Annotated in this window: 18 protein-coding genes and 1 tRNA gene; all 19 read right to left on the reverse strand. The window is 62.6% G+C overall.

What is annotated here, in order from left to right; translation table 11 throughout:
* Window positions 1–92 (reverse strand): GTP-binding protein (locus V0U35_RS13830; protein WP_330197355.1); only part of this gene is annotated, 92 nt, incomplete at its 3' end.
* Between the two features lie 50 nt (window positions 93–142).
* Window positions 143–2,218, reverse strand: a complete 2,076-nt coding sequence (gene fusA / locus V0U35_RS13835; protein ID WP_330197356.1) for an elongation factor G — start codon at window positions 2,216–2,218, stop codon at window positions 143–145.
* A gap of 37 nt (window positions 2,219–2,255) precedes the next feature.
* The gene (gene rpsG, locus V0U35_RS13840) at window positions 2,256–2,726 is read right to left on the reverse strand and encodes a 30S ribosomal protein S7 (RefSeq protein WP_330197358.1); all 471 of its coding nucleotides are present in this window, start codon (window positions 2,724–2,726) and stop codon (window positions 2,256–2,258) included.
* Window positions 2,727–2,738: 12 nt separating this feature from the next.
* Window positions 2,739–3,110, reverse strand: a complete 372-nt coding sequence (gene rpsL, locus V0U35_RS13845; protein WP_144254309.1) for a 30S ribosomal protein S12 — start codon at window positions 3,108–3,110, stop codon at window positions 2,739–2,741.
* Window positions 3,111–3,426: 316 nt separating this feature from the next.
* Window positions 3,427–7,662: a DNA-directed RNA polymerase subunit beta' gene (gene rpoC / locus V0U35_RS13850; protein WP_330197361.1), complete on the reverse strand. Its 4,236-nt coding sequence runs from the start codon at window positions 7,660–7,662 to the stop codon at window positions 3,427–3,429.
* Between the two features lie 65 nt (window positions 7,663–7,727).
* Window positions 7,728–11,801, reverse strand: a complete 4,074-nt coding sequence (gene rpoB, locus V0U35_RS13855; protein ID WP_330197362.1) for a DNA-directed RNA polymerase subunit beta — start codon at window positions 11,799–11,801, stop codon at window positions 7,728–7,730.
* 240 nt (window positions 11,802–12,041) lie between these two features.
* Window positions 12,042–12,419, reverse strand: coding sequence for a 50S ribosomal protein L7/L12 (rplL, locus tag V0U35_RS13860; protein WP_330197363.1), 378 nt, complete (start codon window positions 12,417–12,419; stop codon window positions 12,042–12,044).
* Window positions 12,420–12,469: 50 nt separating this feature from the next.
* On the reverse strand, window positions 12,470–12,985 hold the full coding sequence (gene rplJ / locus V0U35_RS13865) for a 50S ribosomal protein L10 (protein WP_330197364.1): 516 nt from the start codon (window positions 12,983–12,985) through the stop codon (window positions 12,470–12,472).
* A 351-nt stretch (window positions 12,986–13,336) separates the two neighbouring features.
* On the reverse strand, window positions 13,337–14,053 hold the full coding sequence (gene rplA, locus V0U35_RS13870) for a 50S ribosomal protein L1 (protein ID WP_330197366.1): 717 nt from the start codon (window positions 14,051–14,053) through the stop codon (window positions 13,337–13,339).
* A gap of 4 nt (window positions 14,054–14,057) precedes the next feature.
* Window positions 14,058–14,489 carry a 50S ribosomal protein L11 gene (gene rplK / locus V0U35_RS13875; RefSeq protein ID WP_330197367.1) on the reverse strand — a complete coding sequence of 144 codons (432 nt, stop codon included), beginning with the start codon at window positions 14,487–14,489 and terminating at the stop codon, window positions 14,058–14,060.
* A 104-nt stretch (window positions 14,490–14,593) separates the two neighbouring features.
* Window positions 14,594–15,127, reverse strand: coding sequence for a transcription termination/antitermination protein NusG (nusG, locus tag V0U35_RS13880; RefSeq protein WP_330197369.1), 534 nt, complete (start codon window positions 15,125–15,127; stop codon window positions 14,594–14,596).
* Window positions 15,128–15,139: 12 nt separating this feature from the next.
* Window positions 15,140–15,397, reverse strand: a complete 258-nt coding sequence (secE, locus tag V0U35_RS13885; RefSeq protein WP_330197370.1) for a preprotein translocase subunit SecE — start codon at window positions 15,395–15,397, stop codon at window positions 15,140–15,142.
* A gap of 50 nt (window positions 15,398–15,447) precedes the next feature.
* Window positions 15,448–15,523: transfer RNA gene (locus V0U35_RS13890), tRNA-Trp, on the reverse strand.
* Window positions 15,524–15,656: 133 nt separating this feature from the next.
* Entirely contained in the window at window positions 15,657–16,676 is a 1,020-nt protein-coding gene (locus V0U35_RS13895) for a methyltransferase domain-containing protein (protein WP_330197371.1), read from the reverse strand.
* 75 nt (window positions 16,677–16,751) lie between these two features.
* Window positions 16,752–19,607 carry a TonB-dependent receptor domain-containing protein gene (locus tag V0U35_RS13900; RefSeq protein ID WP_330197373.1) on the reverse strand — a complete coding sequence of 952 codons (2,856 nt, stop codon included), beginning with the start codon at window positions 19,605–19,607 and terminating at the stop codon, window positions 16,752–16,754.
* 309 nt (window positions 19,608–19,916) lie between these two features.
* Window positions 19,917–21,707 (reverse strand): tetratricopeptide repeat protein, encoded by a 1,791-nt coding sequence (locus V0U35_RS13905; protein WP_330197374.1) that lies wholly within the window; start codon window positions 21,705–21,707, stop codon window positions 19,917–19,919.
* Between the two features lie 4 nt (window positions 21,708–21,711).
* On the reverse strand, window positions 21,712–23,802 hold the full coding sequence (locus tag V0U35_RS13910; RefSeq protein ID WP_330197376.1) for a tetratricopeptide repeat-containing sulfotransferase family protein: 2,091 nt from the start codon (window positions 23,800–23,802) through the stop codon (window positions 21,712–21,714).
* Complete coding sequence (locus tag V0U35_RS13915) at window positions 23,799–24,566, reverse strand: 2OG-Fe(II) oxygenase (RefSeq protein WP_330197377.1); 768 nt, start codon at window positions 24,564–24,566, stop codon at window positions 23,799–23,801. The genes V0U35_RS13910 and V0U35_RS13915 overlap by 4 nt, the downstream gene beginning before the upstream one ends.
* A 245-nt stretch (window positions 24,567–24,811) precedes the next feature.
* Window positions 24,812–25,051, reverse strand: a 240-nt coding sequence (locus V0U35_RS13920) for an EF-Tu C-terminal domain-related protein (protein WP_507237444.1), incomplete at its 5' end; no start/stop codon positions are given.

A 25,051-nucleotide genomic window follows, 5' to 3' on the forward strand; every position in this document is an offset into this window, starting at 1 on the left:
GCAGCCGTCAGCGTCGTCTTGCCGTGGTCAACGTGACCAATCGTGCCAATGTTCGCGTGCGGCTTCGTACGCTCAAACTTTTCCTTGCCCATCGTCAGCGCTCCAAGTCTGCTCTAGTCGTTTCCAAATGCGATCACGCCAATCAGGCGATGTTCGCGATAACTTCGTCGGCCACGGCCTGCGGCACGGGCTCATAGTGGTCGAATTGCATGGTGAACTGCGCACGGCCCTGCGTGGCCGAGCGGAGATTGTTCACGTAGCCAAACATGTTCGCCAGCGGCACCATCGCGTTCACGACGGTGGCGTTGCCGCGCATTTCCTGGTCGCGGATTTGGCCGCGGCGCGAGTTCAAATCGCCGATGACCGAACCGGTATACTCGTCCGGGGTCACGACCTCGACCTTCATGATCGGCTCCAGCAGCTTCACGCCAGCCTTGCCCTTCACTTCGCGGAAGGCAGCCCGGGACGCGATTTCGAACGCCAGCACGCTGGAGTCGACGTCGTGATACTTGCCGTCCAGGAGCGTCGCCTTGAAGTCGATGACCGGGAAGCCGGCGATCAGGCCCGATTCCATCACCGAGCGAATGCCCTTTTCGACACCCGGCACGTATTCCTTCGGCACGTTGCCGCCGACGATCTTGGATTCGAACTCGAAGCCTTCACCCGGTTCACGCGGTTCGAACAGGATCTTCACCTCGGCGAACTGCCCCGAACCACCCGACTGTTTCTTGTGGGTGTAGACAATCTCGGCAGCCTTGCCGAGCGTCTCGCGGTAAGCCACCTGCGGCTGACCGATATTGGCTTCGACCTTGAATTCGCGCTTCAGGCGATCCACCAGAATGTCGAGGTGCAGCTCGCCCATGCCCGCCATGATGGTCTGACCGGATTCCTGGTCGGTGGTCACCCGGAAGGACGGATCTTCGGCCGCCAGCTTCTGCAGGCCCATGCCCAGCTTTTCCTGGTCAGCCTTCGACTTCGGCTCGACCGCGATCTCGATCACCGGATCGGGGAATTCCATCCGCTCCAGGATCACCGGCTTCATCGGGTCACACAGCGTGTCGCCCGTGGTGGTGTCCTTCAGGCCCGCGATCGCGACGATGTCGCCCGCATAGGCTTCCTTGATGTCCTCGCGCGAGTTGGAGTGCATCTGCAGCATGCGGCCGATGCGCTCTTTCTTTTCCTTCACCGTATTGAGCAGGGAGATACCGGTCTCCAGCTTGCCCGAATAGATGCGCGCGAAGGTGAGCGAACCCACAAACGGGTCGTTCATGATCTTGAACGCCAGCATGGAGAGCGGCTCGTCGTCGGACGCCTTGCGCAGGGTCTCGCCTTCCGTCTTCGGATCGATACCCTTGATCGCCGGAACTTCGAGCGGATTCGGCAGGAAGTCGACAACGGCGTCAAGCAGCGGCTGAACGCCCTTGTTCTTGAACGCAGTCCCGCACAGCACCGGGTGGAAGGCCAGGTTGACCGTACCCTTGCGGATCAGGCGCTTGAGCGTCTCGACGGAGGGCTCCTCGCCTTCCAGGTACGATTCCATCACCGCTTCGTCTTGCTCGACGGCGGTCTCGATCATCTGCTCGCGGTATTCCGCAGCCTTGTCGGCCAGGTCCGCCGGGATGTCGCCCTCAGAGAAGGTCGCGCCCAGGGATTCATTGTCCCAGGTGATCGCCTTCATCTTCAGGAGGTCGACAACGCCCTCGAACTCGTTCTCGGCGCCGATCGGCAGCTGGATGACGAGCGGCACGCACCCCAGGCGGTCCTTCATCATCTGGACGCTGCGGTAGAAGTCCGCACCGGTCTTGTCCATCTTGTTGACGAAGAACATCCGCGGGACTTTGTACTTCTCGGCCTGACGCCAGACGGTTTCGGTCTGCGGCTCGACACCGGCATTGGCGTCCAGCAGCGCAACCGCGCCATCGAGCACACGCAGCGAACGCTCGACTTCAATCGTGAAGTCCACGTGTCCGGGCGTGTCGATGATGTTCAGGCGCTTGTCTTTCCAGAAAGCGGTCGTCGCAGCAGACGTGATGGTGATGCCGCGCTCCTGCTCCTGCTCCATCCAGTCCATCGTGGCCGCGCCATCATGGACTTCGCCGATCTTGTGGCTCTTTCCGGTGTAATAGAGGATGCGCTCGGTCGTCGTCGTCTTGCCGGCGTCGATGTGCGCCATGATACCGAAATTCCGGTAATCCTCGATCTTGTGCGTGCGGGCCATTGTCTGGGTCCTCGGGGAGAATTCGTGTTGTGGTCGGTTACCAGCGATAGTGCGCGAAAGCGCGGTTCGCTTCGGCCATGCGGTGTGTGTCTTCGCGCTTCTTCACGGCAACGCCGCGATTGGCAGAGGCGTCCATCAGCTCACCGGCCAGGCGCTCGCGCATCGTGTTCTCGTTGCGCGCACGGGCGGCAGCAACAAGCCAGCGGATCGCCAGGGCCTTCTTGCGGTCAGCGCGAACCTCGACCGGAACCTGATAGGTCGCACCACCGACGCGGCGGGAGCGGACTTCGACTTCCGGCGCAACATTTTCGAGCGCTTCGTGGAAGATGCGCACGGGCTCGCGCTTGGCCTTGTCCTCGATGAGATCGAAGGCACCGTAGACGATGCTTTCGGCCACGGACTTCTTGCCGTGGTTCATCAGGTAATTCATGAACTTCGTGAGGTCCTTGTCGCCGAATTTGGCGTCGGGAAGGATTTCACGTTTTTCTGCGCGGTGACGACGAGACATCGGTAGATTTCCTTACTTCGGACGCTTCGCGCCGTATTTCGAGCGGCGCTGGCGGCGATCCTTGACGCCCTGGGTATCCAGAACGCCCCGCAGAATGTGGTAGCGAACACCGGGAAGGTCCTTCACGCGGCCGCCGCGGATCAGGACCACGGAGTGCTCCTGAAGATTGTGACCCTCACCCGGGATGTAGCTCACCACTTCATAGCCATTGGTCAGACGCACCTTGGCGACTTTACGAAGGGCCGAGTTCGGCTTCTTCGGGGTCGTCGTGTAGACCCGGGTGCAGACGCCGCGGCGCTGCGGGCAGGCCTGCAGGGCCGGCACCTTGTTACGCTTCGGCTTGTCTTTCCGCGGCTTGCGGATGAGTTGGTTGATCGTCGGCATGTCGCCCAAACCCGTCTGTTGTACCAAAGGCGGCCGAATGCGCGGCATGCGCGTCCGGACGCGAAAAATACCGGCGCGCGCGACCCTTGGCCTTGCACCCACCGGCACCGTTGAATTTTTTGTTGCTCCGGACGACGTATAGCCAGAAAGGCGGCTACGGCTCATCCCCGAAAACAGGCGCGGAACCTAGTCGCGCGACTCACTTACGTCAAGCGGCCCTACACGGATTTTTCATAGAGCGATTTTCGATGTGAAAAGGGCCGCCGGAAAACCGGCGGCCCCTCTCTGGACTCGTTATCCGAAACGGATCCGCAGGCTAGTCGGCAGAGGCGTCCGGCGCGGCATCGCCGGCCTTTTCCGCCTCGGCCGCCTCGGCGATTTCCGAAGGCAGGGCCTCGGCTGCGGCTTCCGCCGCCTCGCGGCGTTCGGCCAGCACCTGGTCGTCGCGGCCATCGGCCACCGCCTGGAAGCGGCGCATCTGGCCACCGGTACCGGCGGGAATCAGCCGGCCGACGATGACGTTCTCCTTCAGGCCTTCGAGCATGTCCTCCTTGCCCTGCACCGACGCTTCGGTCAGCACGCGGGTGGTCTCCTGGAAGGAGGCCGCGGAGATGAAGGAGCGCGTCTGCAGCGACGCCTTGGTGATTCCGAGCAGAACCGGCGCGCCTTCGGCGAGCTTCTTCTTCTCGGACTTCAGTTTCTCGTTCATCTCCAGGAAGTCGAGCTTCTCGACCTGTTCGTTCGGCAGCCAGCCGGAATCGCCCGGATTGGAGATTTCCACCTTCTGCAGCATCTGCCGGACAATGACCTCGATATGCTTGTCATTGATGGGCACGCCCTGCAGCCGGTAGACCTCCTGGATCTCGGTGACGAGATAGTCGGCCAGCGCTTCCACGCCGAGGATGGACAGGATGTCGTGCGGCGCAGGGTGACCGTCGAGCAGGTATTCGCCCTTCTGGATCACGTCGCCTTCCTGGACCGTCAGGTGTTTGCCCTTCGGTACCAGGTATTCGACCTTCCCTTCCGGATCATCCTCCGGAACGATCGCGATACGGCGCTTGTTCTTGTAGTCGCGTCCGAACTCAACCTTGCCGGTGATGTCGGCGATGACGGCGTGGTCCTTCGGCTTGCGGGCCTCGAACAGTTCCGCCACGCGCGGCAGACCACCGGTGATGTCGCGGGTCTTGGCCCCTTCGGTCGGGATCCGCGCGATCACATCGCCCGGCTTTACGGTGTCGCCGTCATTGACCGAGAGAATCGCCCCCACCGCCAGCATGTAGCTCGCCGTTGCACCGTTCTCGAACTTGACCGGGTCGCCATTCTTGTCCTGGACAACGCCCATCGGCTGGAGGCCGGCCCCCTTCGGAGCCCCGCGCCAGTCGATGACCACTTTCGAGGAGATACCCGTGGCTTCGTCGGCCTCGTCCTTCACCGACACGCCGTCGATGACGTCGATCAGCTTCACGGTGCCGCCCGCCTCGGTGACGATCGGGGTGGTGTACGGGTCCCACTCGGCCAGACGGTCGCCGCGCGACACCGGCTTGCCGGCATCGATGAGCAGCTTCGCGCCATACGGCAGCTTGTAGGATTCCAGCGACTTGTCGTTCTTGTCGACGACCGAGACCTGCATGTTGCGCGCCATGACGATGAACTCGCCTTGCGCGTTTTTCACGGTGGCCCGGTTGGTCAGGTGGACCTTGCCCTCGTGTGTGGCTTCAACGAAGGACTGTTCGGAGACCTGCGCCGTACCGCCGATGTGGAAGGTCCGCATCGTCAGCTGGGTGCCCGGCTCGCCGATGGATTGGGCCGCGATCACGCCGACCGCCTCGCCCATATTCACCTTCGTACCGCGCGCCAGGTCACGCCCGTAGCAGGTGGCGCAGACGCCGACCCGCGTTTCACAGGTCAGCGGCGAACGCACGCGGATCGACTGGACCCCGGCTTCCTCGATGAGGGCAACCGTGTCCTCGTCGAGATAACCGCCCGCCTTGACCAGCGTCTTCTTGGGATCGTTGGGATCCTTGATCGGCTCGGCCGCATTCCGGCCCAGGACGCGCTGACCGAGCGAGACAATGACGTCACCGCCGTCCACGACGGCTTCCATCATGATGCCTTCATTGGTTCCGCAATCGTCTTCGGAGATGATGCAGTCCTGCGCAACGTCGACGAGGCGGCGGGTCAGATAACCCGAGTTCGCCGTCTTCAGCGCGGTATCGGCCAGACCCTTACGGGCACCGTGGGTCGAGTTGAAGTATTCAAGAACGGTCAGACCTTCCTTGAAGTTCGACACGATCGGCGTCTCGATGATCTCGCCCGACGGCTTGGCCATGAGGCCGCGCATACCGGCGAGCTGCTTCATCTGGTTCTTCGAACCCCGGGCACCGGAGTGCGCCATCATGTAGACCGAGTTGACCTCTTCACGGCCATCCTCGCCCTTATAGGGCTTGGAAATCTCGTCCATCATGGCGTCGGCGACCTTGTCGGTGCACTTCGCCCAGGCGTCGACGACCTTGTTGTACTTCTCACCCTTGGTGATCAGACCATCGACATATTGCTGTTCGTAGTCGGCGACGAGGTCACGGGTCTCGTTGACGAGTTTCGACTTCGCGACCGGGATGACCATGTCGTCCTTGCCGAAGGAAATGCCGGCTTTCGCCGCTTCCTTGAAGCCCAGGCCCATGATCCGGTCGGCGAAGATGACCGTCGCCTTCTGACCGCAATGCCGGTAGACCTCGTCGATCAGCCCGCCAATCACCTTCTTGGTCATCAGCTCGTTGGCGATGGACCAGTGGACTTTCTGGTGACGCGGCAGAAGATCGATGATCTTCATCCGGCCCGGCGTGGTGTCGATCAGCAGGCGAACCGGCTTGTCGTTCTCGTCGACCGTCTCGTACCGCATCTTGATCGGCGAATGCAGCGTCACGACGCCCGCTTCGAGCGCGGCTTCCATTTCCGCCATCGTGGCGAACGCCATCGGCTCCTTGCCGTCGTCCGGCGCGTCGATCGAGAGATAGTACAGGCCCAGCACGATGTCCTGGGACGGCACGATGATCGGCTTGCCGTTGGCGGGCGAGAGGATGTTGTTGGTCGACATCATCAGGACGCGCGCTTCCAGCTGGGCCTCGAGGCTCAGCGGGACGTGCACGGCCATCTGGTCGCCGTCGAAGTCGGCGTTGAACGCGGCGCAGACCAGCGGGTGCAGCTGGATGGCCTTGCCCTCGATCAGCTTCGGTTCAAAGGCCTGGATGCCGAGACGGTGAAGCGTCGGCGCACGGTTCAGGAGAACCGGGTGTTCGCGGATCACCTCATCGAGCACGTCCCAGACTTCCGGGCGCTCTTTCTCGACCAGCTTCTTCGACTGTTTGACGGTCCCGCTGAGGCCCTTGGCGTCGAGACGCGCATAGATGAAGGGCTTGAACAGTTCCAGCGCCATCTTCTTGGGCAGGCCGCACTCGTGCAGCTTCAGGTCCGGACCGACGACGATGACCGAACGGCCCGAATAGTCGACGCGCTTGCCGAGCAGGTTCTGACGGAACCGGCCCTGCTTGCCTTTCAGCATGTCGGACAGCGACTTCAGCGGGCGCTTGTTGGCCCCGGTGATGACGCGGCCGCGGCGGCCATTGTCGAACAGGGCGTCGACGGACTCCTGCAGCATCCGCTTTTCGTTGCGGATGATGATGTCCGGCGCGCGCAGCTCGATCAGGCGCTTCAGGCGGTTGTTCCGGTTGATGACGCGGCGATAGAGATCATTGAGATCGGACGTCGCGAAGCGGCCGCCATCCAGCGGCACCAGCGGACGCAGTTCCGGCGGAATGACCGGAACGACCGTCAGGATCATCCATTCGGGGCGGTTACCCGAGGCGATCAGCGACTCGATAAGCTTGAGACGCTTGGAGATCTTCTTGAGCTTCAGCTCCGAGCCGGTCTCGGACATTTCCACGCGCATCTTCTCGATCTCGGCTTCGAGATCCATGTTGATGAGCACGTCGCGGATGCATTCCGCGCCGATACCGGCAGTGAAGGCGTCCTCGCCATATTCGTCCTGCGCTTCCATGTATTCTTCTTCGGTCAGAAGCTGGAAGGGCTGGAGCGGCGTCAGGCCCGGCTCGGTCACCAGATACTGTTCGAAGTAGAGCACGCGCTCCACGTCCTTCAGCATCATGTCGAGCACCATCGCGATGCGCGACGGCAGGGATTTCAGGAACCAGATATGGGCCACCGGCGCGGCCAGTTCGATGTGGCCCATGCGCTCGCGGCGGACGCGCGCCAGGGTAACTTCCACGCCGCACTTCTCGCAGACGATGCCCTTGTACTTGATGCGCTTGTACTTGCCGCACAGGCACTCATAGTCCTTCACCGGGCCGAAGATGCGCGCGCAGAACAAGCCGTCCCGCTCAGGCTTGAAGGTCCGGTAGTTGATCGTCTCGGGCTTCTTCACCTCACCGAACGACCAGGAATGGATCTTTTCCGGGCTGGCCAGCGAAATGCGGATCCGGTCGAAGGACGGGCCTTCAGCGGCCGGATTGAAGATGTTCATGACCTCGTGGTTCATGTCTGTCGTCTCCTCCAGGGGAGTGCGGCCGGGCGGCACCGCCCGGCCTTGGATTTCAAATCGCCTTAGCCGTTCTTCAGTTCGACGTTGAGGCCGAGCGAACGCATTTCCTTCACGAGCACGTTGAAGCTCTCCGGAACGCCGGCTTCGAACGTGTCATCGCCGCGCACAATGGCCTCATAGACCTTGGTGCGGCCGGCCACGTCGTCCGACTTCACGGTGAGCATTTCCTGCAGCGTGTAGGCCGCGCCGTAGGCTTCGAGCGCCCAGACTTCCATCTCGCCGAAACGCTGGCCGCCGAACTGTGCCTTGCCGCCCAGCGGTTGCTGGGTCACCAGGCTGTACGGTCCGATCGAACGGGCGTGGATCTTGTCGTCGACCAGGTGGTGCAGCTTTAGCAGGTGCTTGATGCCGACCGTGACCTTGCGGCGGAAGGCTTCACCGGTCTGACCATCATAGAGGGTCGACTGGCCCGACGCGTCGATGCCGGCCGCCTTCAGGTGTTCGACAATGTCCTTCTCGCGGGCCCCGTCGAAGACCGGCGTCGCGATCGGCACACCATTCTTCAGGTTGCGTCCGAGTTCGGCGAGGTCCTCTTCGGACTTCGGCAGCTCCTCGTCCTTGCCATAGACTTCGCCCAGGCGGGTCTTCAGATCGGTAATCTTTCCGTCCCGCTGATAGGCATCATAGGCCTCGCCGATCTGGCGGCCGAGACCCCGGCACGCCCAGCCGAGGTGGGTTTCAAGGATCTGACCGACATTCATCCGCGACGGCACGCCGAGCGGGTTCAGAACGATGTCGACCGGCGACCCGTCTTCCAGGAACGGCATGTCTTCCAGCGGCGCGATCTTGGAGATCACACCCTTGTTGCCGTGACGGCCGGCCATCTTGTCGCCCGGTTGCAGCTTGCGCTTCACCGCGACGAAAACCTTGACCATCTTCATCACGCCCGGGGGCATCTCGTCGCCGCGCTGGAGCTTGTCGACCTTGTCCTCGAAGCGGCGGTCCAGACGGGCTTTCGACTCGTCGTACTGCTTCTTGAGGGCTTCGACTTCGCCCATCGCCTTTTCGTCGTCGATGCCGATCTTCCACCATTGGCTTTCCGGCGTTTCAGCCAGCGCCTCATCGGTGATCTCACCCTTCTTGAAGCCGCGCGGCGCGGACACCGACTTGCGGCCGATCAGAATGTCCTTCAGGCGGCCATAGATGTTGCGCTCAAGAATGGCGAGCTCGTCATCGCGGTCCTTGCCGAGACGTTCGATCTCTTCACGTTCGATCGTGATGGCGCGTTCGTCCTTGTCGACACCATGACGGTTGAAGACGCGAACCTCGACGACCGTGCCCGTGGTCCCCGGCGGCAGGCGCAGTGAGGTGTCACGGACATCCGAAGCCTTCTCGCCGAAGATGGCGCGCAGAAGCTTTTCTTCCGGCGTCATCGGGCTCTCGCCCTTCGGCGTCACCTTACCCACCAGGATGTCCCCGGAATTGACCTCGGCCCCGATCGCCACGATGCCGGCTTCGTCGAGGTTGCGCAGGGCTTCCTCGCCGACATTCGGAATGTCACGGGTGATCTCTTCCGGTCCGAGCTTGGTGTCGCGGGCCATGACTTCGAATTCCTCGATGTGGATCGAGGTGAAGACGTCATCGCGCACGATACGTTCGGAGATGAGGATGGAGTCCTCGAAGTTGTAGCCGTTCCACGGCATGAAGGCGACGACCACGTTCCGGCCGAGCGCCAGTTCACCGAGATCGGTCGACGGGCCATCAGCAATGATGTCACCGGCCTGGACCACATCGCCCACGCGCACGATCGGGCGCTGGTTGATGCAGGTCGACTGGTTCGACCGCTGGAATTTCGCCAGGCGGTAGATGTCGACGCCGGACTTGGTCGGGTCGACGTCCTTGGTAGCGCGGACAACGATCCGGGTCGCGTCGATCTGTTCGACTACGCCTTCGCGGCGCGCCACGATGGCGGCCCCGGAGTCGCGGGCGACAACCGATTCCATGCCGGTCCCGACGAGCGGGGCCTCGGCCTGAAGAAGCGGCACGGCCTGCCGCTGCATGTTCGAGCCCATCAGGGCGCGGTTGGCGTCGTCGTTTTCCAAGAAGGGAATGAGGGCCGCAGCGACCGAAACCACCTGTTTCGGCGACACGTCCATGTATTCCACGTCATCGCGCGGGATCAGGGTCACGTCACCGGCCACGCGGCAGTTGACGAACTCGTTCTCCAGCTTGCCGTCCTTGGAGACGGCGGCGTTGGCCTGGGCGATCGTGTACTTGGCTTCCTGCATGGCGGAGAGATATTCCACCGTGTCGGTCAGCTTGCCCTTTTCGACTTTGCGGTAGGGGCTTTCGATGAAGCCGTACTTGTTCACCCGCGCATAGGTCGACAGCGAGTTGATCAGACCGATATTCGGGCCTTCCGGCGTTTCAATCGGGCAGATCCGGCCATAGTGGGTCGGGTGCACGTCGCGGACTTCGAAGCCGGCACGCTCCCGCGTCAGGCCGCCCGGTCCGAGCGCGGACAGGCGGCGCTTGTGGGTGACTTCCGACAGCGGGTTGGTCTGGTCCATGAACTGCGACAGCTGCGAGGAGCCGAAGAATTCACGCACGGCAGCAGCCGCCGGCTTGGCGTTGACCAGGTCGTGCGGCATCACGGTCTCGATATCGACCGAGCTCATCCGTTCCTTGATCGCGCGCTCCATGCGCAGCAGGCCGACGCGGTACTGGTTTTCCATCAGCTCGCCGACCGAACGCAGACGGCGGTTGCCGAGATTGTCGATGTCGTCGATCTCGCCGCGGCCGTCGCGCAGATCGACCAGCGTCGTCAGCACGGCCAGCAGGTCTTCCTTACGCAGCACGCGGACATCGTCCGCAGCGTCGAGGTCGAGGCGCATGTTCATCTTCACGCGGCCGACCGCAGACAGGTCATAGCGCTCCGGATCAAAGAACAGGCCGTTGAACAGCGCTTCGGCGGTCTCCGGCGTCGGCGGCTCGCCCGGGCGCATGACGCGGTAGATGTCGACCAGCGCCTGCTCGCGGTTCTCGTTCTTGTCCGCGGCGAGCGTGGTCCGGATGTACGGGCCCTTGCCGGCATGATCGATGTCGAGCACGTCAAGCGACTTCAGGCCGGCCGCCGTAATGGCTTCCATATTCTCTTCGGTGAATTCGTCACCGGCCTCGGCGAAGATCTCACCGGTCTTGGCATCGACGATATCCACGGCGGCGAAACGGCCCAGCAGCGCCTCGTCGCTGACGAGGATGTCCTTCATCCCGTCTTCGGCGAGCTTGTTGGCGGTGCGCGCGGCAATCTTCTTGCCGGCCGGGGCGACGACTTCGCCGCTCTTGGCGTCGACGAGATCGACCGACGGCTTCACGCCGCGCCAGCGTTCCTTGACGTAGGGGATCGTCCAGCCCGCCTTCACCTTCTTGTAGGTGATGGCGTCATAGAAGGTCGCGAGGATTTCTTCCTTGTCCATGCCGAGCGCATAGAGGAGCGTCGTCGCCGGAAGCTTCCGGCGGCGGTCCAGGCGCATGTGCAGCACGTCCTTGGCATCGAACTCGAAGTCCAGCCACGAGCCGCGATAGGGAATGATCCGCGCGGCAAAGAGATATTTGCCCGACGCGTGGGTCTTGCCCTTGTCGTGGTCGAAGAACACGCCCGGCGAGCGGTGCATCTGGGAGACGATGACGCGCTCGGTGCCGTTGACAATGAAAGTGCCCTTGTCGGTCATGAGCGGGATATCGCCCATGTAGACGTCCTGCTCCTTGATGTCCTTGACCGAACGCGCGCCGGTTTCCTCGTCCACATCGAACACGACGAGGCGCATTTTCACCTTCAGCGGCGCGGCGAAAGTCATGTCGCGCTGCTGACACTCCTCGACGTCGTACTTCGGCGGTTCGAATTCGTAGGAGACAAACTCCAAGACCGCGCGTTCGGAGAAATCCTTCACCGGGAAGACCGACTTGAAAACGGCCTGCATGCCCTCGTCGGCGCGTTCGCTCGCGCTGACGTCCTTCATCAGGAACTGATCGTAGGAGTGCATCTGCACCTCGATCAGGTTCGGCATCGGAACGGCTTCCGGAATACGGCCGAATGATTTGCGGATGCGCTTCTTACCCGTGAACGACAGACCCATGTCGGCTCCCTTCGCGGCGCTGGCGCGCCGGCTCGAAATGTTCAGTTCAGCGTCCGGTTGAACGCCGCCGTCCGGTGGCGGTCAGGTCCCGGCGAAAGACCCGCCCGCTTGTCGCGACACTGCCCCCGGACGAAAACGGACGGCGTCGCCTTAAACCAGTCGGAGACAGGTCGACGGACGCGCGGATTTGCTCCGCGCGCCCATCGCCCGTGTCCGTCAGACATCCCGCAAGGGGACGTCCTATTTCAGCTCGACAGTGGCTCCCGCCTCTTCGAGCTTCTTCTTCATTTCCTCGGCTTCGCCTTTGGCCACGCCTTCTTTCACCGCTTTCGGGGCGGCTTCGACGAGGTCCTTGGCTTCTTTCAGGCCGAGGCCCGTGATCGCGCGAACTTCCTTGATCACGTTGATTTTCTTGTCGCCAGCCGAGGCGAGGACGACGTCGAATTCGTCCTTTTCTTCGGCGGCGGCACCACCGGCGTCACCACCGGCAGCGGCACCGGCAACCGCGACAGGCGCGGCAACCTTGATGCCTTTTTCTTCGAGGATGTCGTTGAGTTCCTTGGCTTCCAGAATGGTCAGGCCCAGGAGTTCATCAGCGAGTTTAGCTACATCAGCCATTTGTTTTCAGTCCTTGGTTTGGTGTGTCGGTTCGAATGCGGAGAATGACGTCAGCTCGAGGCCTGTTCGCCGATCGCCTGGATCTGCGCGGCCAGCTTCTGGCCGGGGGCGTTGACACGACCCACGATCTGCGACGCCTGGCCCATGAGGCGGCCGGCAATGGCACCAATGAGCTCCTCGCGGGACGGCATCTTGGAGAGGGCCTCGACGCCTTTGGCGTCCATGACTTCCTCATCCATGAAACCACCGAGGATTTCAAAGCGATCATTACCTTTGGCGTACTCGATCGCCACTTTCGGCGCTGCGACGAAGTCTTCCGAGTAGGCGATGCCCACCGGTCCGTTGAACAGACCGGACGCACCCTCACCCGGCTGACCTTGCAGCGCGATCTTGGCGAGGCGGTTGCGAACCACCTTGAACGTCCCGCCCACCTTGCGAAGCTCGGTGCGCAGGTTCGTCATTTCCGCAACGGTCATGCCCGAATACTGGGCAACGACCACGGAGCCACCGGCAGAGAAGATGCCTTTCAGCTCTTCAACAGCGGTTTCCTTGGTCTGGCGATCCATTTGCGGTCTCCCTGTTTGGGCCTCCCACCGCGGGACGCCCTTGAAAGGCCCTTCACCGGACCGCCTGACCCACACTCGGGACCGGCGCGCCAATGAAGCGCATTCCTGTCCCAGGGCTCGAACCGGCACGGCCACGCCATCACTGGCCCGGCTGCATCGGATTCTTGCTCTGCCTCACCCAGGGTCCGCGGCAAATGCGGAATTAAGAGCGCCGTTTGACGGGACACTCCCCTGCGATCTCGGACAGGTCGGGCAAATCCTTGATGCCGGCTGGCACGCTGGATCCGCCCTCACCCGCTCCGGATGGAACCTTCAAGGCCCCGTCCGTCGCGGAAACTTGCCGTACGGCCCTTAAGCCGCTTTTGCGTCGGCCGGTGCGCTGGCCTCCGCGGTATCGATCTTCACGCCCGGACCCATGGTCGAGCTGATCGCGATCTTCTTCAGATAGGTGCCCTTGGCCCCCGTCGGCTTGGCCTTGACGATGGCCTCGAGGAACGCCTTGACGTTTTCCGCCAGCGCCTTCTCGGTGAAGCTCGCCTTGCCGACACCGGCGTGGACGATCCCGGCCTTCTCGGCCCGGAACTCGACCGCACCACCCTTGGAATTCTCGACCGCCTTGGCGACATCCATGGTCACGGTGCCAACCTTCGGGTTCGGCATCATGCCGCGCGGGCCGAGCACTTTGCCCAGGCGTCCGACGACCGGCATCATGTCCGGGGTCGCGATAACCTTGTCAAAGTCCATCCGGCCGCCCTGGATCTCTTCCATCAGGTCCTCGGCACCAACCACGTCGGCTCCGGCCTTCTTGGCTTCCTCGGCCTTCGGACCCTTGGCGAACACGGCAACACGAACCGAGCGGCCGGTGCCGTTCGGCAGGTTGCACACGCCACGGACCATCTGGTCAGCGTGGCGCGGATCGACGCCCAGATTGATGGCAATCTCGACGGTTTCGTCGAACTTCGCCTTGGCGTTGGCTTTCACAGCGGCGACGGCATCGTCGACGGTGTAGAACTTGTCACGGTCGACCGAGCCGAGCGCGGCGGACATGCGTTTCGTTGTCTTGCTCATCGGTCTAGCCCACCACTTCCAGACCCATCGAACGGGCGGAACCCGCGATGATCTTCGTCGCCTGATCAAGATCGTTGGCGTTGAGGTCTTTCATCTTCGCTTCAGCGATTTCACGGCACTGCGCCATGGTCACTTTCGCGATCGGCGCGCTCTTGCCGGCTTCACCGGAACCCTTTTGCACCTTGGCAGCCTTCTTCAGATAGAAGCTGGCCGGCGGCGTCTTGGTCTCGAAGGTGAACGACTTGTCCTGGAAGACGGTGATGATGGTCGGGATCGGCATCCCTTTTTCCATCTCTTGCGTCTTGGCGTTGAACGCCTTGCAGAACTCCATGATGTTCACGCCGCGCTGACCCAGCGCCGGACCGATCGGGGGAGACGGATTGGCCGCCCCGGCCGGTACTTGCAGCTTGATATAGCCGCTGATCTTCTTCGCCATAGTCCCTACTCCAATTCGCTCCGCCCTGTGACGGAGCCTGACGGGCGGCGCGGTCCGGCGACGGCATGGTCTTGCGCCGTCGCCTCCCGCACCAGTTCACACACTCAGGCCGATTTCTCGACCTGATTGTATTCCAGTTCGACCGGGGTCGCCCGGCCGAAAATATTGATCGCCACCTTCAGGCGGGCATTGTCTTCGTCGACTTCTTCCACGACGCCATTGAAGCTCTGGAAGTGGCCGTCGATGACGCGGACGGTCTCGCCCACATCGTAACGCACGGTCGGGCGCGGACGCTCGGCGTCCTCCTCGATCTGGCCGAGGATGCGCTTGACCTCAATTTCCGACACCGGCATCGGCTTGTTGCCCGATCCCAGGAAGCCGGTCACTTTCGGCGTATTCTTGACCAGGTGATAGGCCGCGTCGGTCAGGTTCGCCTTCACCAGGACGTAGCCGGGGAAGTATTTGCGCTCGGTGTTGACCTTGCGGCCCTTGCGCACTTCCACCACGTCCTCGGTCGGAACGAGGATCTCCTCGAAATTCTCTTCCAGGCCCTGCGCCACGGCTTCGATCTTGATGGCCTCGGCGACCTTCTTCTCGAAGTTCGAATAGGCGTGGACGATATACCACTTCGCACTCATCGATACCGTTCCTTACGAGCCGAGGCCGAGGATGAAGTCGATCGACGTCGAAATGACCGTATCGACCGTGAAGAAGAACAGCGCCGCGAATGTCACCATGATCAGGACCATGATCGTGGAGACCAGCGTCTCCTGGCGAGTCGTCCAGGTCACCTTCCGCGCTTCCTGACGCACTTGCGCCAGATAGCGGAAAGGATTGACTCCCTTGCGCTTGGGCGCTGCGCCATCAGCCGTCCGGGCGGGCGTTTTCCTGTCGTCGCGTCGCGTCATGATACCTGTCTGTCAGCCCGGTATATCGGAAGCCGTCTCCAAAATCGCAATGGCAGGGGCGGAGGGACTCGAACCCACGACCTGCGGTTTTGGAGACCGCTGCTCTACCAGCTGAGCTACACCCCTAAATGCGGACGCGCCTCGTAGCACGCCCAAAATCTCGTCGCCATACCCGAAGCGCAGGCTTCTACACTGGTGAACCCGGCTTGGAAACCGAAAAAATGCAGCTTTTTCCATCAGCCTCCGCCGGGACCGAGTTTCACTCTGGATCTCGCCGCGCCGTCAGCATCCAGGCGATGTTCCGGGCATCATCCAGCGTGCGGAACCGCTCCAGCGAAATGTCCGTAAACCCGCTGGTTTTCAGTTGCCCGGCCAGCGCCTCCATCTCGCCCTCATCCTTGGCCGCGCCAAGCATGGATGCCATCCGTAAGCGGTACGTCTCGATATTGGCCGACTGCCCGTCTGCCCAGATCCGGATGTCCTCGGCCCGAAATGCCGCCGGACGGTTCAGCACATGCTGCATGTCAGAAAGCAGCCGCGAGGCATGCTGGCGGGCTGCTCCTGGCTGGGCGGAGGCAAGCACGTCGCCAATCCGGTCGCCTGCCGCTGAAGCCGCCTGCGCCAGCTTGGCGACGCGCGATTCGTTTTCACCGCCGCGAATCGCCGTGAACAGGCCGACAAAGCCACTCAGAACACCCAACTCCGTAATCGCATCAAGAACCCGGAGGTTTTCCGAACATTCGCGATAGATCTCACCGTCTTGGAGATGGACCACGGCATGAAGAGCGCCACCCGCAGCGACCAAGGAGGCCACCCGTTCGAACGCGCCCTCACCTGCGTATTCGATACCGAACTGGCTGACGACGAGATCCAAGCTCGCCCCTCGAACCGGCAGGTGAGCGGCATCAGCGGCAAATCCGCAAGCACCGGCAAGGCCCGGTTTCGCCAGGGCCGCAGCCACAGCACTGCCGGCAAAGTCAGTGAGAAGAATTTCGAGGTCCAGTCCGGGAAAAGCCCTGGCTGCGCGCGAGGCCGCTCCAGCGACGACACCCGTCCCGCATGCCGCATCCAGCAAGCGAACACGGCCGGACCGGGCTGCGAATTCGTCAGAGAACAGGGACTCCCATCGCGCCTTCAGCCGCCGTGCATGAGTCGGGTGACCCAGCGCCTGATCAGAATCTTCGCTGTCACCATCCCAATAGTCGGACCACGCCGCTTGTGAATCATCTGGATTGTTGTTGTCCATGAAATCCGCCGCAGACCCGATCCCCACCGTCATTGTTTCGAACCTCTGTGAAAAAGAAAAGGGCGGGTCCGAAGACCCGCCCTTCCCTCATCGTCGCAGATGCGAGGATTAGAAGCGGATGGTACCGCCAACGAAGAGACGACGACCCAGGGTGTCGTACGTCGCCGGCCAGGTGTTGGCCTGTTCCGAAGCGGTCGAACCGAGAACCGGAACATCCGTATCGGTGATGTTGGTGACACCGATCGTGGTCACGAAGTTCTCGGTGACGTCGTATTGGAACGTCACGTCGAAGTAGTTCGTGGCTTCGATGTTGTCCGACAGGTCGCCAATGAAGCCCTGCGTGGTCGGGTCGGCATCAACCGCACCGACATGACGCCAGCGGAGCGACGTGGTGAACGGACCGGTATACCAGGACGCCTGCATGGCGTGCTTGTATTCCGGCGTCGGCTCACCGCAGTCCAGACCATACAGGCCGGCGCAAGCGATGACCGGCGAGGTCGGCGAGTTGGTCGTGTCGTTCACCATGGTGACACCACCATAGTAGCTTAGACCCACTTCACCCGGCATGCCGATGACGCCAGCGTCGAAGCTGTAGTCAATCCGGAGGTCAACACCTTCAGCTTCCAGAAGACCGATGTTGATGGCCGTCAGGGAAGGCGTGAAGCCGTTGGCACCCATCTCACCGGTGGCCGGGTTACGGCCGCCCGCCAGAATGGCGCACGAAGAAGCGATGTTCGAGATGTGGCACTCGTTCAGCAGCGTTTGCAGCGGAACAGTGGTGATCGCGTCCTCGATGGAGATGTTGTAGTAGTCCAGCTGGATGGTCAGACCATCGATGATGTTCGGCGTCGCAACCACACCAACGGTGTAGGTGTCGGCCGTTTCAGCACCGAGGTTCGGGTTACCACCGAAGAGCGCTTCCATCTGGCCATTGCCCTGGAAGCCCGTCCCCACATTGCCCGCCGGAACGCCGGCGTTGATGCAGGACTGGACGTTGGTGGCACCGCTGAACGAACCGAACTGTCCGCCGGAGCACGGGTCTTGCGCACCCGGGAAGCCGTTGGTCAGCGGAGCGAACAGGTCGTTGACGTTCGGAGCGCGAACCGCACGGTTGAAGTTACCGCGCAGACGGATCTGCTCGTCAACCTGCCAGCCAAGGCCGATCGCGAAGGTCTCGGTGTTACCGACCGTGTTGTACTCGGACGACCGGAAGGCGAGGTTCAGCGCGAGGCTTTCCATGCCCGGACGGTTCTCCACGAGCGGAACTTCCGCCTCGGCGAAGAATTCGTACACGTCGACCACACCCGACACCGGCAGCGACTGGTTGAAGCCGCGAACGTCCGGACCCAGGACCGAGTCAGGACGGGAATCGGCCTCAGCTTCGCGATATTCGAAACCGAACACGACAGACGGAGCGGTTTCCGCCATCGGCACGGTCAGAACGTCGAGCTGACCGGCAACCGTTGCGACCGTCTGGAAGGTCTCGATGGTGTCGATTTGCGCGCCGGTACGGCTGATGAAGGCCGCGCCTGCAGCAGAGATCGAGTTCTCGCCACCGAAGATGTTCACGGTCGGAGCGGTACACCCGCTGGCGATGGCCGTCGGGCCGCCGTCACAGAGCACACCGGCCTGCAGAGCAGAGACCGACAGGTTGCCGGACTGGATCTGCGAAACCGAAGAGCGCGAGTAGTTCGCAAACACATCGTACGACCAGGCGTCGTTGATGTCGCCGCGCGCACCAAAGACCATCTGGAAGGAGCTGGTGTCACGCAGTGAGTTCCGCGTGCCGAGCTCCTGGTAACGACGGGACGTACGGATCGTGGCCGTACCGTCGCCATTGTTCGAACCCGCGTCATTGATCATCAGGTTCCGCAGAACCGGATTGATATTCGGGTTGTCGAGGTTGACCGTCAGCGTCACACCGGCCGGAGTCGGGGCCAGCTGCGAGTCCACGACGTTGTTGGCATAGATACCACGGCCGTAGAATTCGAGATGCTGGTTGACTTCATAGCTGGCAAAGGCACCGATGTTGTAACGCTCTTGCGGCAGCTGAAGGTAGTTGGCCGGCGCGTAGTTGTAGAGGTCGGTGACCGGGTCGGCAGCCGTACCGAAGCGCAGACCGCGCAGCGTACCGCCATCCATCCAGAAGCCCGAGCAAGTGTTGGTGGCACAGCGCGGGTCAATCGCGTTAACTGCAGCGCCATTCAGGCCGAAGTTGGACGACGTGGCACCACGGAAACGGGTACCCGGGATGTTGGACGAGCCACCTTCGATGAACTGCGTGCCACCAGGGCCCGGATCGAAGAAGGTCAGGCGCGAGAAGTCGCGGTCACCCTGGAAGACAGCTTCACGATTGGTGTAACCCATCGTGATAACGGCATTGCCGCGGCCATTATCGAAATTGCCGCCCATGACCATCGACGCGGTCGTGATGTCACCATCCAGATCGCCCAGAGAGGTCTCGTGGGACAGGCTCATCTCGACGCCTTCGAAATCGTCCCGCAGGATGAAGTTCACGACACCTGCAACGGCGTCAGAACCGTACACGGCAGATGCACCACCGGTCACGATGTCAATCGACTGGACCATGGCAGCGGGGATGTTGTTCAGGTCGACGACCTGGTTCACACCCGCACCCACAAAACGCATACCGTCAACGAGAACGAGCGTCCGCGTGGTGCCGAGGCCGCGAAGGCTGACCGTGGCGGTACCGTTACCAGGGTTGTTGGCGGTCGAGTCAAACGCCGGCACAACTTGCGGCAGCGTGTTGATGAAGTCTTCTGTGTTGACCGTGTTCACGATCTGCAGCTGTTCGGCCGTCACATTCGTGATCGGGCTCGGTGCAACCGTGTCAGTCCGCTGAATACGGGAGCCGGTGACGTAAACGACGTCAGCTTCGGCCTCCGCTTCCTGTGCAACCACCGGTGCCGCTGTCATCAGGCCCCCGATGATGGTCCCCGCCATGAGGCAGGTCTTGAATGAAGTCGATCTCACTTCAGTATCCCTCCGAGTTTCAATACTTGCTGGCGGCTGCCCCAACCACGCGCGGTTAAGCCATACCCCCTCGTGCGGACGGGTGGAAACGCCCGCCTCTGCGGCAAACTAGTCAAAGCATTTGTGACGGGTCAATGACGCAAGCCCGCCTTACCCCATCCCCGCTAGCATTTCAGGGCCAGTGTGACGAAATTGCCGCATTTCTGACCAATTTCTACGACAGAGCATTATTTTGCTATATTTATCAGTTAATTATGCAATTCCAATGGGTGGCGCGGATCAGTCCGGCACGAGGTCGAACGGCGCGGTCACCCGCAGCGTGTCTCCCGCGAAGGGTTCGACGCCGTGCCACATATAGGACGGGAAAAAGATCACACGTCCCGGCTCGGGCTTCAGGTAGCGTTCGGCGGCCATGTCGAGCCCGCGCACCCCGGAAGCGCCCAGACGCAGCCAGCCGGCCCTTTCGCCGTCCAAGACCGATTGGGGCACAGCCACGTAATAGCAAGCGCTGATCCAGCCCGCAGGATGGACATGATCGACATGACCACCGCCGGAGCGCAACCGGACCGACCAGGCACCGGTCAGCTTCAGCCGGTTTGACTTCCGCCTGAGGAAAGGATGGGCGGGATCATGGGGTAGCCCCGCAACGAATCGATCCGCAGCCTCGAGAAGCGAGTCCGCGAGCGCGGCGATCACCGGATCCTTCTCGTTCCAGAGGCGGCCTGGCGACTGTGTGCCGCCATAAAGTGTCTGCTCGAGCGGCTGTGCCTTCGTCGTATGCAGCTTGGCAATCACCGCTTCCAGTTCCGCATTGAATGCGGCCAGCGAGTCATATCCAGCAGGTGTGCGGATCGTTCCAGCCCAGGTGAAGCGGTCATAGTCATAGAAGTCGCGATAGGCCGGATCCCCAAGCCCGCGCCAGGCAAGCGCCTTGAGAGCCACATGCTTTTGCAAATGCGCGGCTTCAGGCTCTTTCCCGAGCAGGGCGAGCGCCCCGGCGAAATCGCTGGCGGCCAAGCGCCCCTCGACCAGCTGATGGCGAATGGCGCAGTTGCGCCCCTCTGATGCCGCAAAGGCGGCTTCGAGGTCCTCCAGGCCAGCGTGGCCATCGCGCAGTACCCGCCGAATTTCGCCACGCAGCGCCAAGGCCTCGGCATGATCGGGAGCCCAGCTCAGGGCCTGATCGAGTGCTGCCCGCGCTGTTTCAAGGTCACCGCCCCGGTAAAGAATACGCGCCTTGGCCAGCGCCAGGTCCGGATCAGGCCGGACGGCCAGTTGAACATCCATGGCTGCGGTCGCGTCCTGCCCGGCACCCGATTCCCAGGCCAGCGACGCCAGCTCCCGGTGAATGTCGACACGCCCGGGCGCGTGGCGCAGCGCCTCGGCATAGGCGGCGCGAGCGTCTTCGGTCCGGCCCAGCGTGCGCAATGTATTGCCCCGCTGGTAGTGCGCCTCGGCAAATCCGGGCGCTTCGCGGCAGGCGCGATCAAGTTCCGAGAGCGATTCAGCCAGGCGCCCTGCGTTGCGGCAGACCGCCGCCCGATTGATCCGGACACCGACCGCATCGCCACGCAGAGCCAGTGCGCGGTCAAAAGCCGCAATCGCTGCGTCATGCCTTTCAAGCGCTGAAAGCGCATTGCCAAGCCCGTTCAGGGCGGCGAGTGGGTCGGGCAACCGTTCCGATAGGCCCTGGAACAGCCCGGCAGCCTGCTCATGATCGCCGGTTTCCGACAGCACGATGGCGAAGTTGAATTCGGCATCGGCAAACCCGGGTTGAATTTGCAGCGACGCCCGGTAGGCCTCGGCCGCGGCCGACAGATTGCCGGCCCGGCGCTCCAGATTGCCCAGATTGCTCAGCACCGCATGCGGAGCCGGATGTTTCTTTGCAAGCGAATTAAATTCGGCCCGCCCCTCGTCGAACCGGCCGAGCTGCCCCAGCGCCATGGCCCGCAGGTGCCGGGCCTCAACATCGCCCGGATGGGTGGCGAGACCGTCCGCCAGCAGTCGTTCGGCCTGCGCGAATTGCCCGGCTTTCATCAGTCCGGCCGCAGACTGCAGGAGCGCACTCACCGCCCTACCCGCTTCCGGTCAGTCGCGACCAGAAGCCCCTGCGCTTCGCGGTTTCGGCCACGGTTGTTTCCGCCGTTGCGGCATCTCCAAGCCAGGCTCCGGTTTCGGGGTCAACGCCGAGAGCAGCGACCGACTCGTTGAAGCCGGCCAGTTGCTCGGCATAGACGCTGGTCGAATCCAGATGGTCAGCCGATGGCGGTTTTCGGACCTGGACTGCACTGAACGTCATCACCGTGCGGTCCTGCTTGTAGAATTCGAGGCATTTCCGGCTCCAGCTCAAGCCGGCGCGCGCCATCAGGAAGCGCAGCTTGGCTTCGAAATCACTGACGAGATCCTCGTACTGAACGACGGTGAACCGCTTGTCGATCACCGCATCCCAATGCGCGCACAACCGCGCCTGTTCGGCGTAGTAATGGGCAATGTCTTCCAGATCATGCGCGAAAGGCCAGGCGCGGGAAAAATTCCGCCGGAAGATGGAAAAGGCCGTCTCAACCGGCTTGCGGCGAATGTGCAGGATCGGTGCCTCGGGAAACAGCTGCCGGATCAAGCCGGCTGCAAGGAAATTCGACGGCTGCTTGTCGGTGACCCATCGAGCCCCGTCGAGCCCGAATTCGCGGTGTTGCCCACGATAGCGGTCGCGCCATCCGGCAAGCCGGTCTGCAGGGATCGCACCTCCCGTCCAGGCAGCCTTTCGGGCCCAGGTCACGAACTCTTCGAAAATGAAGGGCATGGCGCTCAACTCGCCGCCCGGCAGCACGTCGTCATGCGCGGCGATGGCGGCTTCGAGCAGTGTGGTTCCCGACCGCGGCATGCCAACAATGAAAATTGGCGTCGCGCCGGCATGGTCGTCACCCGCCTCCCCGGCACTGTCCCGGTCAAACGCCGCCATAAGCCAGTCCGTGCGCCGGTGCTGGGCGTCGCGATCATAGGCCGAAACCACTGCGCCATTGTGCTGTAGTTTCTTGGTCTCATTGGCGCGCGACCAGGTCTCAAAGGCCTCCGCACGCGCCTTTTGCCGGTGTTTTGCATCGCCGAGCGCGAACAACCCGATAGCCTTCTGGTCCGCGGGAAGATCCGGTCTTGCGAGGGCCGCTTCCAGCGCGGCGACTTCGTCTTCCGTCAGGCGGCCACCGGACACCTCGCAGAGTTGGCCATACGCTTCGAGATTGCCCGGATCGAGAGCCAGTGTCCGGCGGCACGCGTCCTCGGCCTTGTCGATCCGGCCTGCGAAAGTGTGAACCCGCGCCAGGCCGAACACGGCCTCGGCACAGTCCGGGTCGATCGCCAGCGCCTTTCGGAAACAGCCTTCGGCACGGGTGATATCGCGGGCTCCAAGGATGATACGCCCTTGCGCCGCCCAATTCTCCGCGCTGGGGTCTGCCTCGACGACCGGTTTGAACGCGTTGGCGGCCTTTTTGTAGAATCCCAACTGGCTGAGGGCGAGCGCGCTGGCACTCCGCGCTTCATGATCCTCCGGTTCCGCCGATAGCCAGGCGTCGGCAAAGTCGCGCATCGCGGTCCAGTCACCCCGGTGGCGCGCCAGCGCTGCCCGCAGGCGCCGCACGTCTGTTGCGCCTGCAAGCCCTCTTGCCTCGGCCGTGTCGAGTGCAGTTGCGGCCGCGTCGAGATCAGCTGTCTCCATGCGTGCTCCAGCCAGCCGCAACGCGACCGGTCCTGCCGCCGGGTGGTCAGGATCGGCGGCAAGGGCGCGAGAGAAGGCATTGGCCGACTCGGTGAAATCCCCGGCCTGACCGGCCAGGTCACCCAGGCGTCCCCAGACGTCGAACCGCTCCGGGGCCAGTTCGCCGGCGCGCCGCGCCGCTGCCAGAGCACCGTCCAGATCGCCCGCCCCCTGCCGCTCGACAGACCGGTAGAGATACAGCGATGCGAGGCCGGGATTAGCGGCTTCGGCCTTGTCGAGCCAGTCCCGCCCCGCGCCAGAATCGCCGCGTTCGATGGCACAGATACCAAGGATTGCCATGGCTTCTGCATTGCCACCCTCTTCGGCCAGCACGGCCTGGCAGAGCGCTTCGGCTCCGGCGAAATCGTCGGCCAGACGGCGCTGGGCCGCCTCCTGCAGGCGGGGGTCGCTCATGCCGCCCCTCCTGCAGGCGGGTCGTCGCGCAGCCAGCCCGTGATCTGGAAACGGCCATCCCCGGCAAAGGGCGAAACCGCGCTGACCGAATGAATGCGCCGCCCGTCAAAGATGGACAGCACGTTGAAACGTGGCAGGAAGGCGCGCTCGATGTCCTTGTTGCCGTCAAGCAGCATCAGGAGACCGCCCCAGTCCGGCTCCCAGCGCTTGGTAAAGCCCAGCGTGTAGGCGGCGCGGCGTTCATTGTCGTGACCTTCATCGACATGTCGGGTCAGGAAATTCCCCCGCGCATAGAAGGTCGCCTGCGCGTCCGCCTTGGTAATCGCGTCAACACCGATCACGCGGCGGCCGAAATCGAGAAAGTCCGGCGAATTGAGAAACTCCGTCAGCGCGTGGATCGGGTGGCCCGCATCCCAGCCTGACGTATAGGCCTCGATCATCGGATAGGCGTTGTAGAGATAGCCGTAATTGTCACGGGCCCGCTCCATCACCCTGGCAAGGCGCGCGGAAAAAGCTTCGCGACCCATCTGCGCAATATCGGCCTGGGTCAGACGCGCGACACTTTCCCCGCCTGGCGCTGACGGATCGGCCTCGGCAAAGACCAGCCGCCAGTTCAGCGCGCCGCGCAGGACCGCCTCGATCTCGTCGGCGAGTTCGGGCTCAAATATGTCGGGGATCTGGACCAGCTTGTCGCGCGCATAGGCCTGCGCCCACCGCTCGGGATCGGCGGCCGGATTGAGACGAAGTTCCAGCGTTTGCGTCATGTCGAAATATGGCCCGTCTTTAATCGCGTTGCCTCACAGGCAAGGACGGGGCCAGTGGTAATCACGCCCTCTTGAGGTGTCCAGATTGCCCCCTGCGGCAAAAACGAAAACGGCGGACCTCGTGAGAGGCCCGCCGCTTCCTGAGTGCGTCAGTCAAGTGGACCTGAAGGTCTACTCGATGATTTTCGACACGACGCCGGCACCGCCCACGTTCGCGGTTTCCGCGAACGGACCGGTTTCCAAGTTTACTCGATGATCTTGGAAACCACTCCAGCTCCAACCGTGCGGCCGCCTTCGCGGATGGCGAAGCGCAGGCCCTGGTCCATCGCGATCGGCGTGATCAGCTCAACCGTCACTTCCACATTGTCGCCCGGCATGACCATCTCGGTGCCCTCTTTCAGGGTCACGACACCGGTCACGTCCGTCGTCCGGAAGTAGAATTGCGGACGGTAGTTCGAGAAGAACGGCGTGTGACGGCCACCCTC

This window comes from Hyphobacterium marinum, from assembly GCF_036330325.1.
Lineage (GTDB): Bacteria > Pseudomonadota > Alphaproteobacteria > Caulobacterales > Maricaulaceae > Hyphobacterium > Hyphobacterium marinum.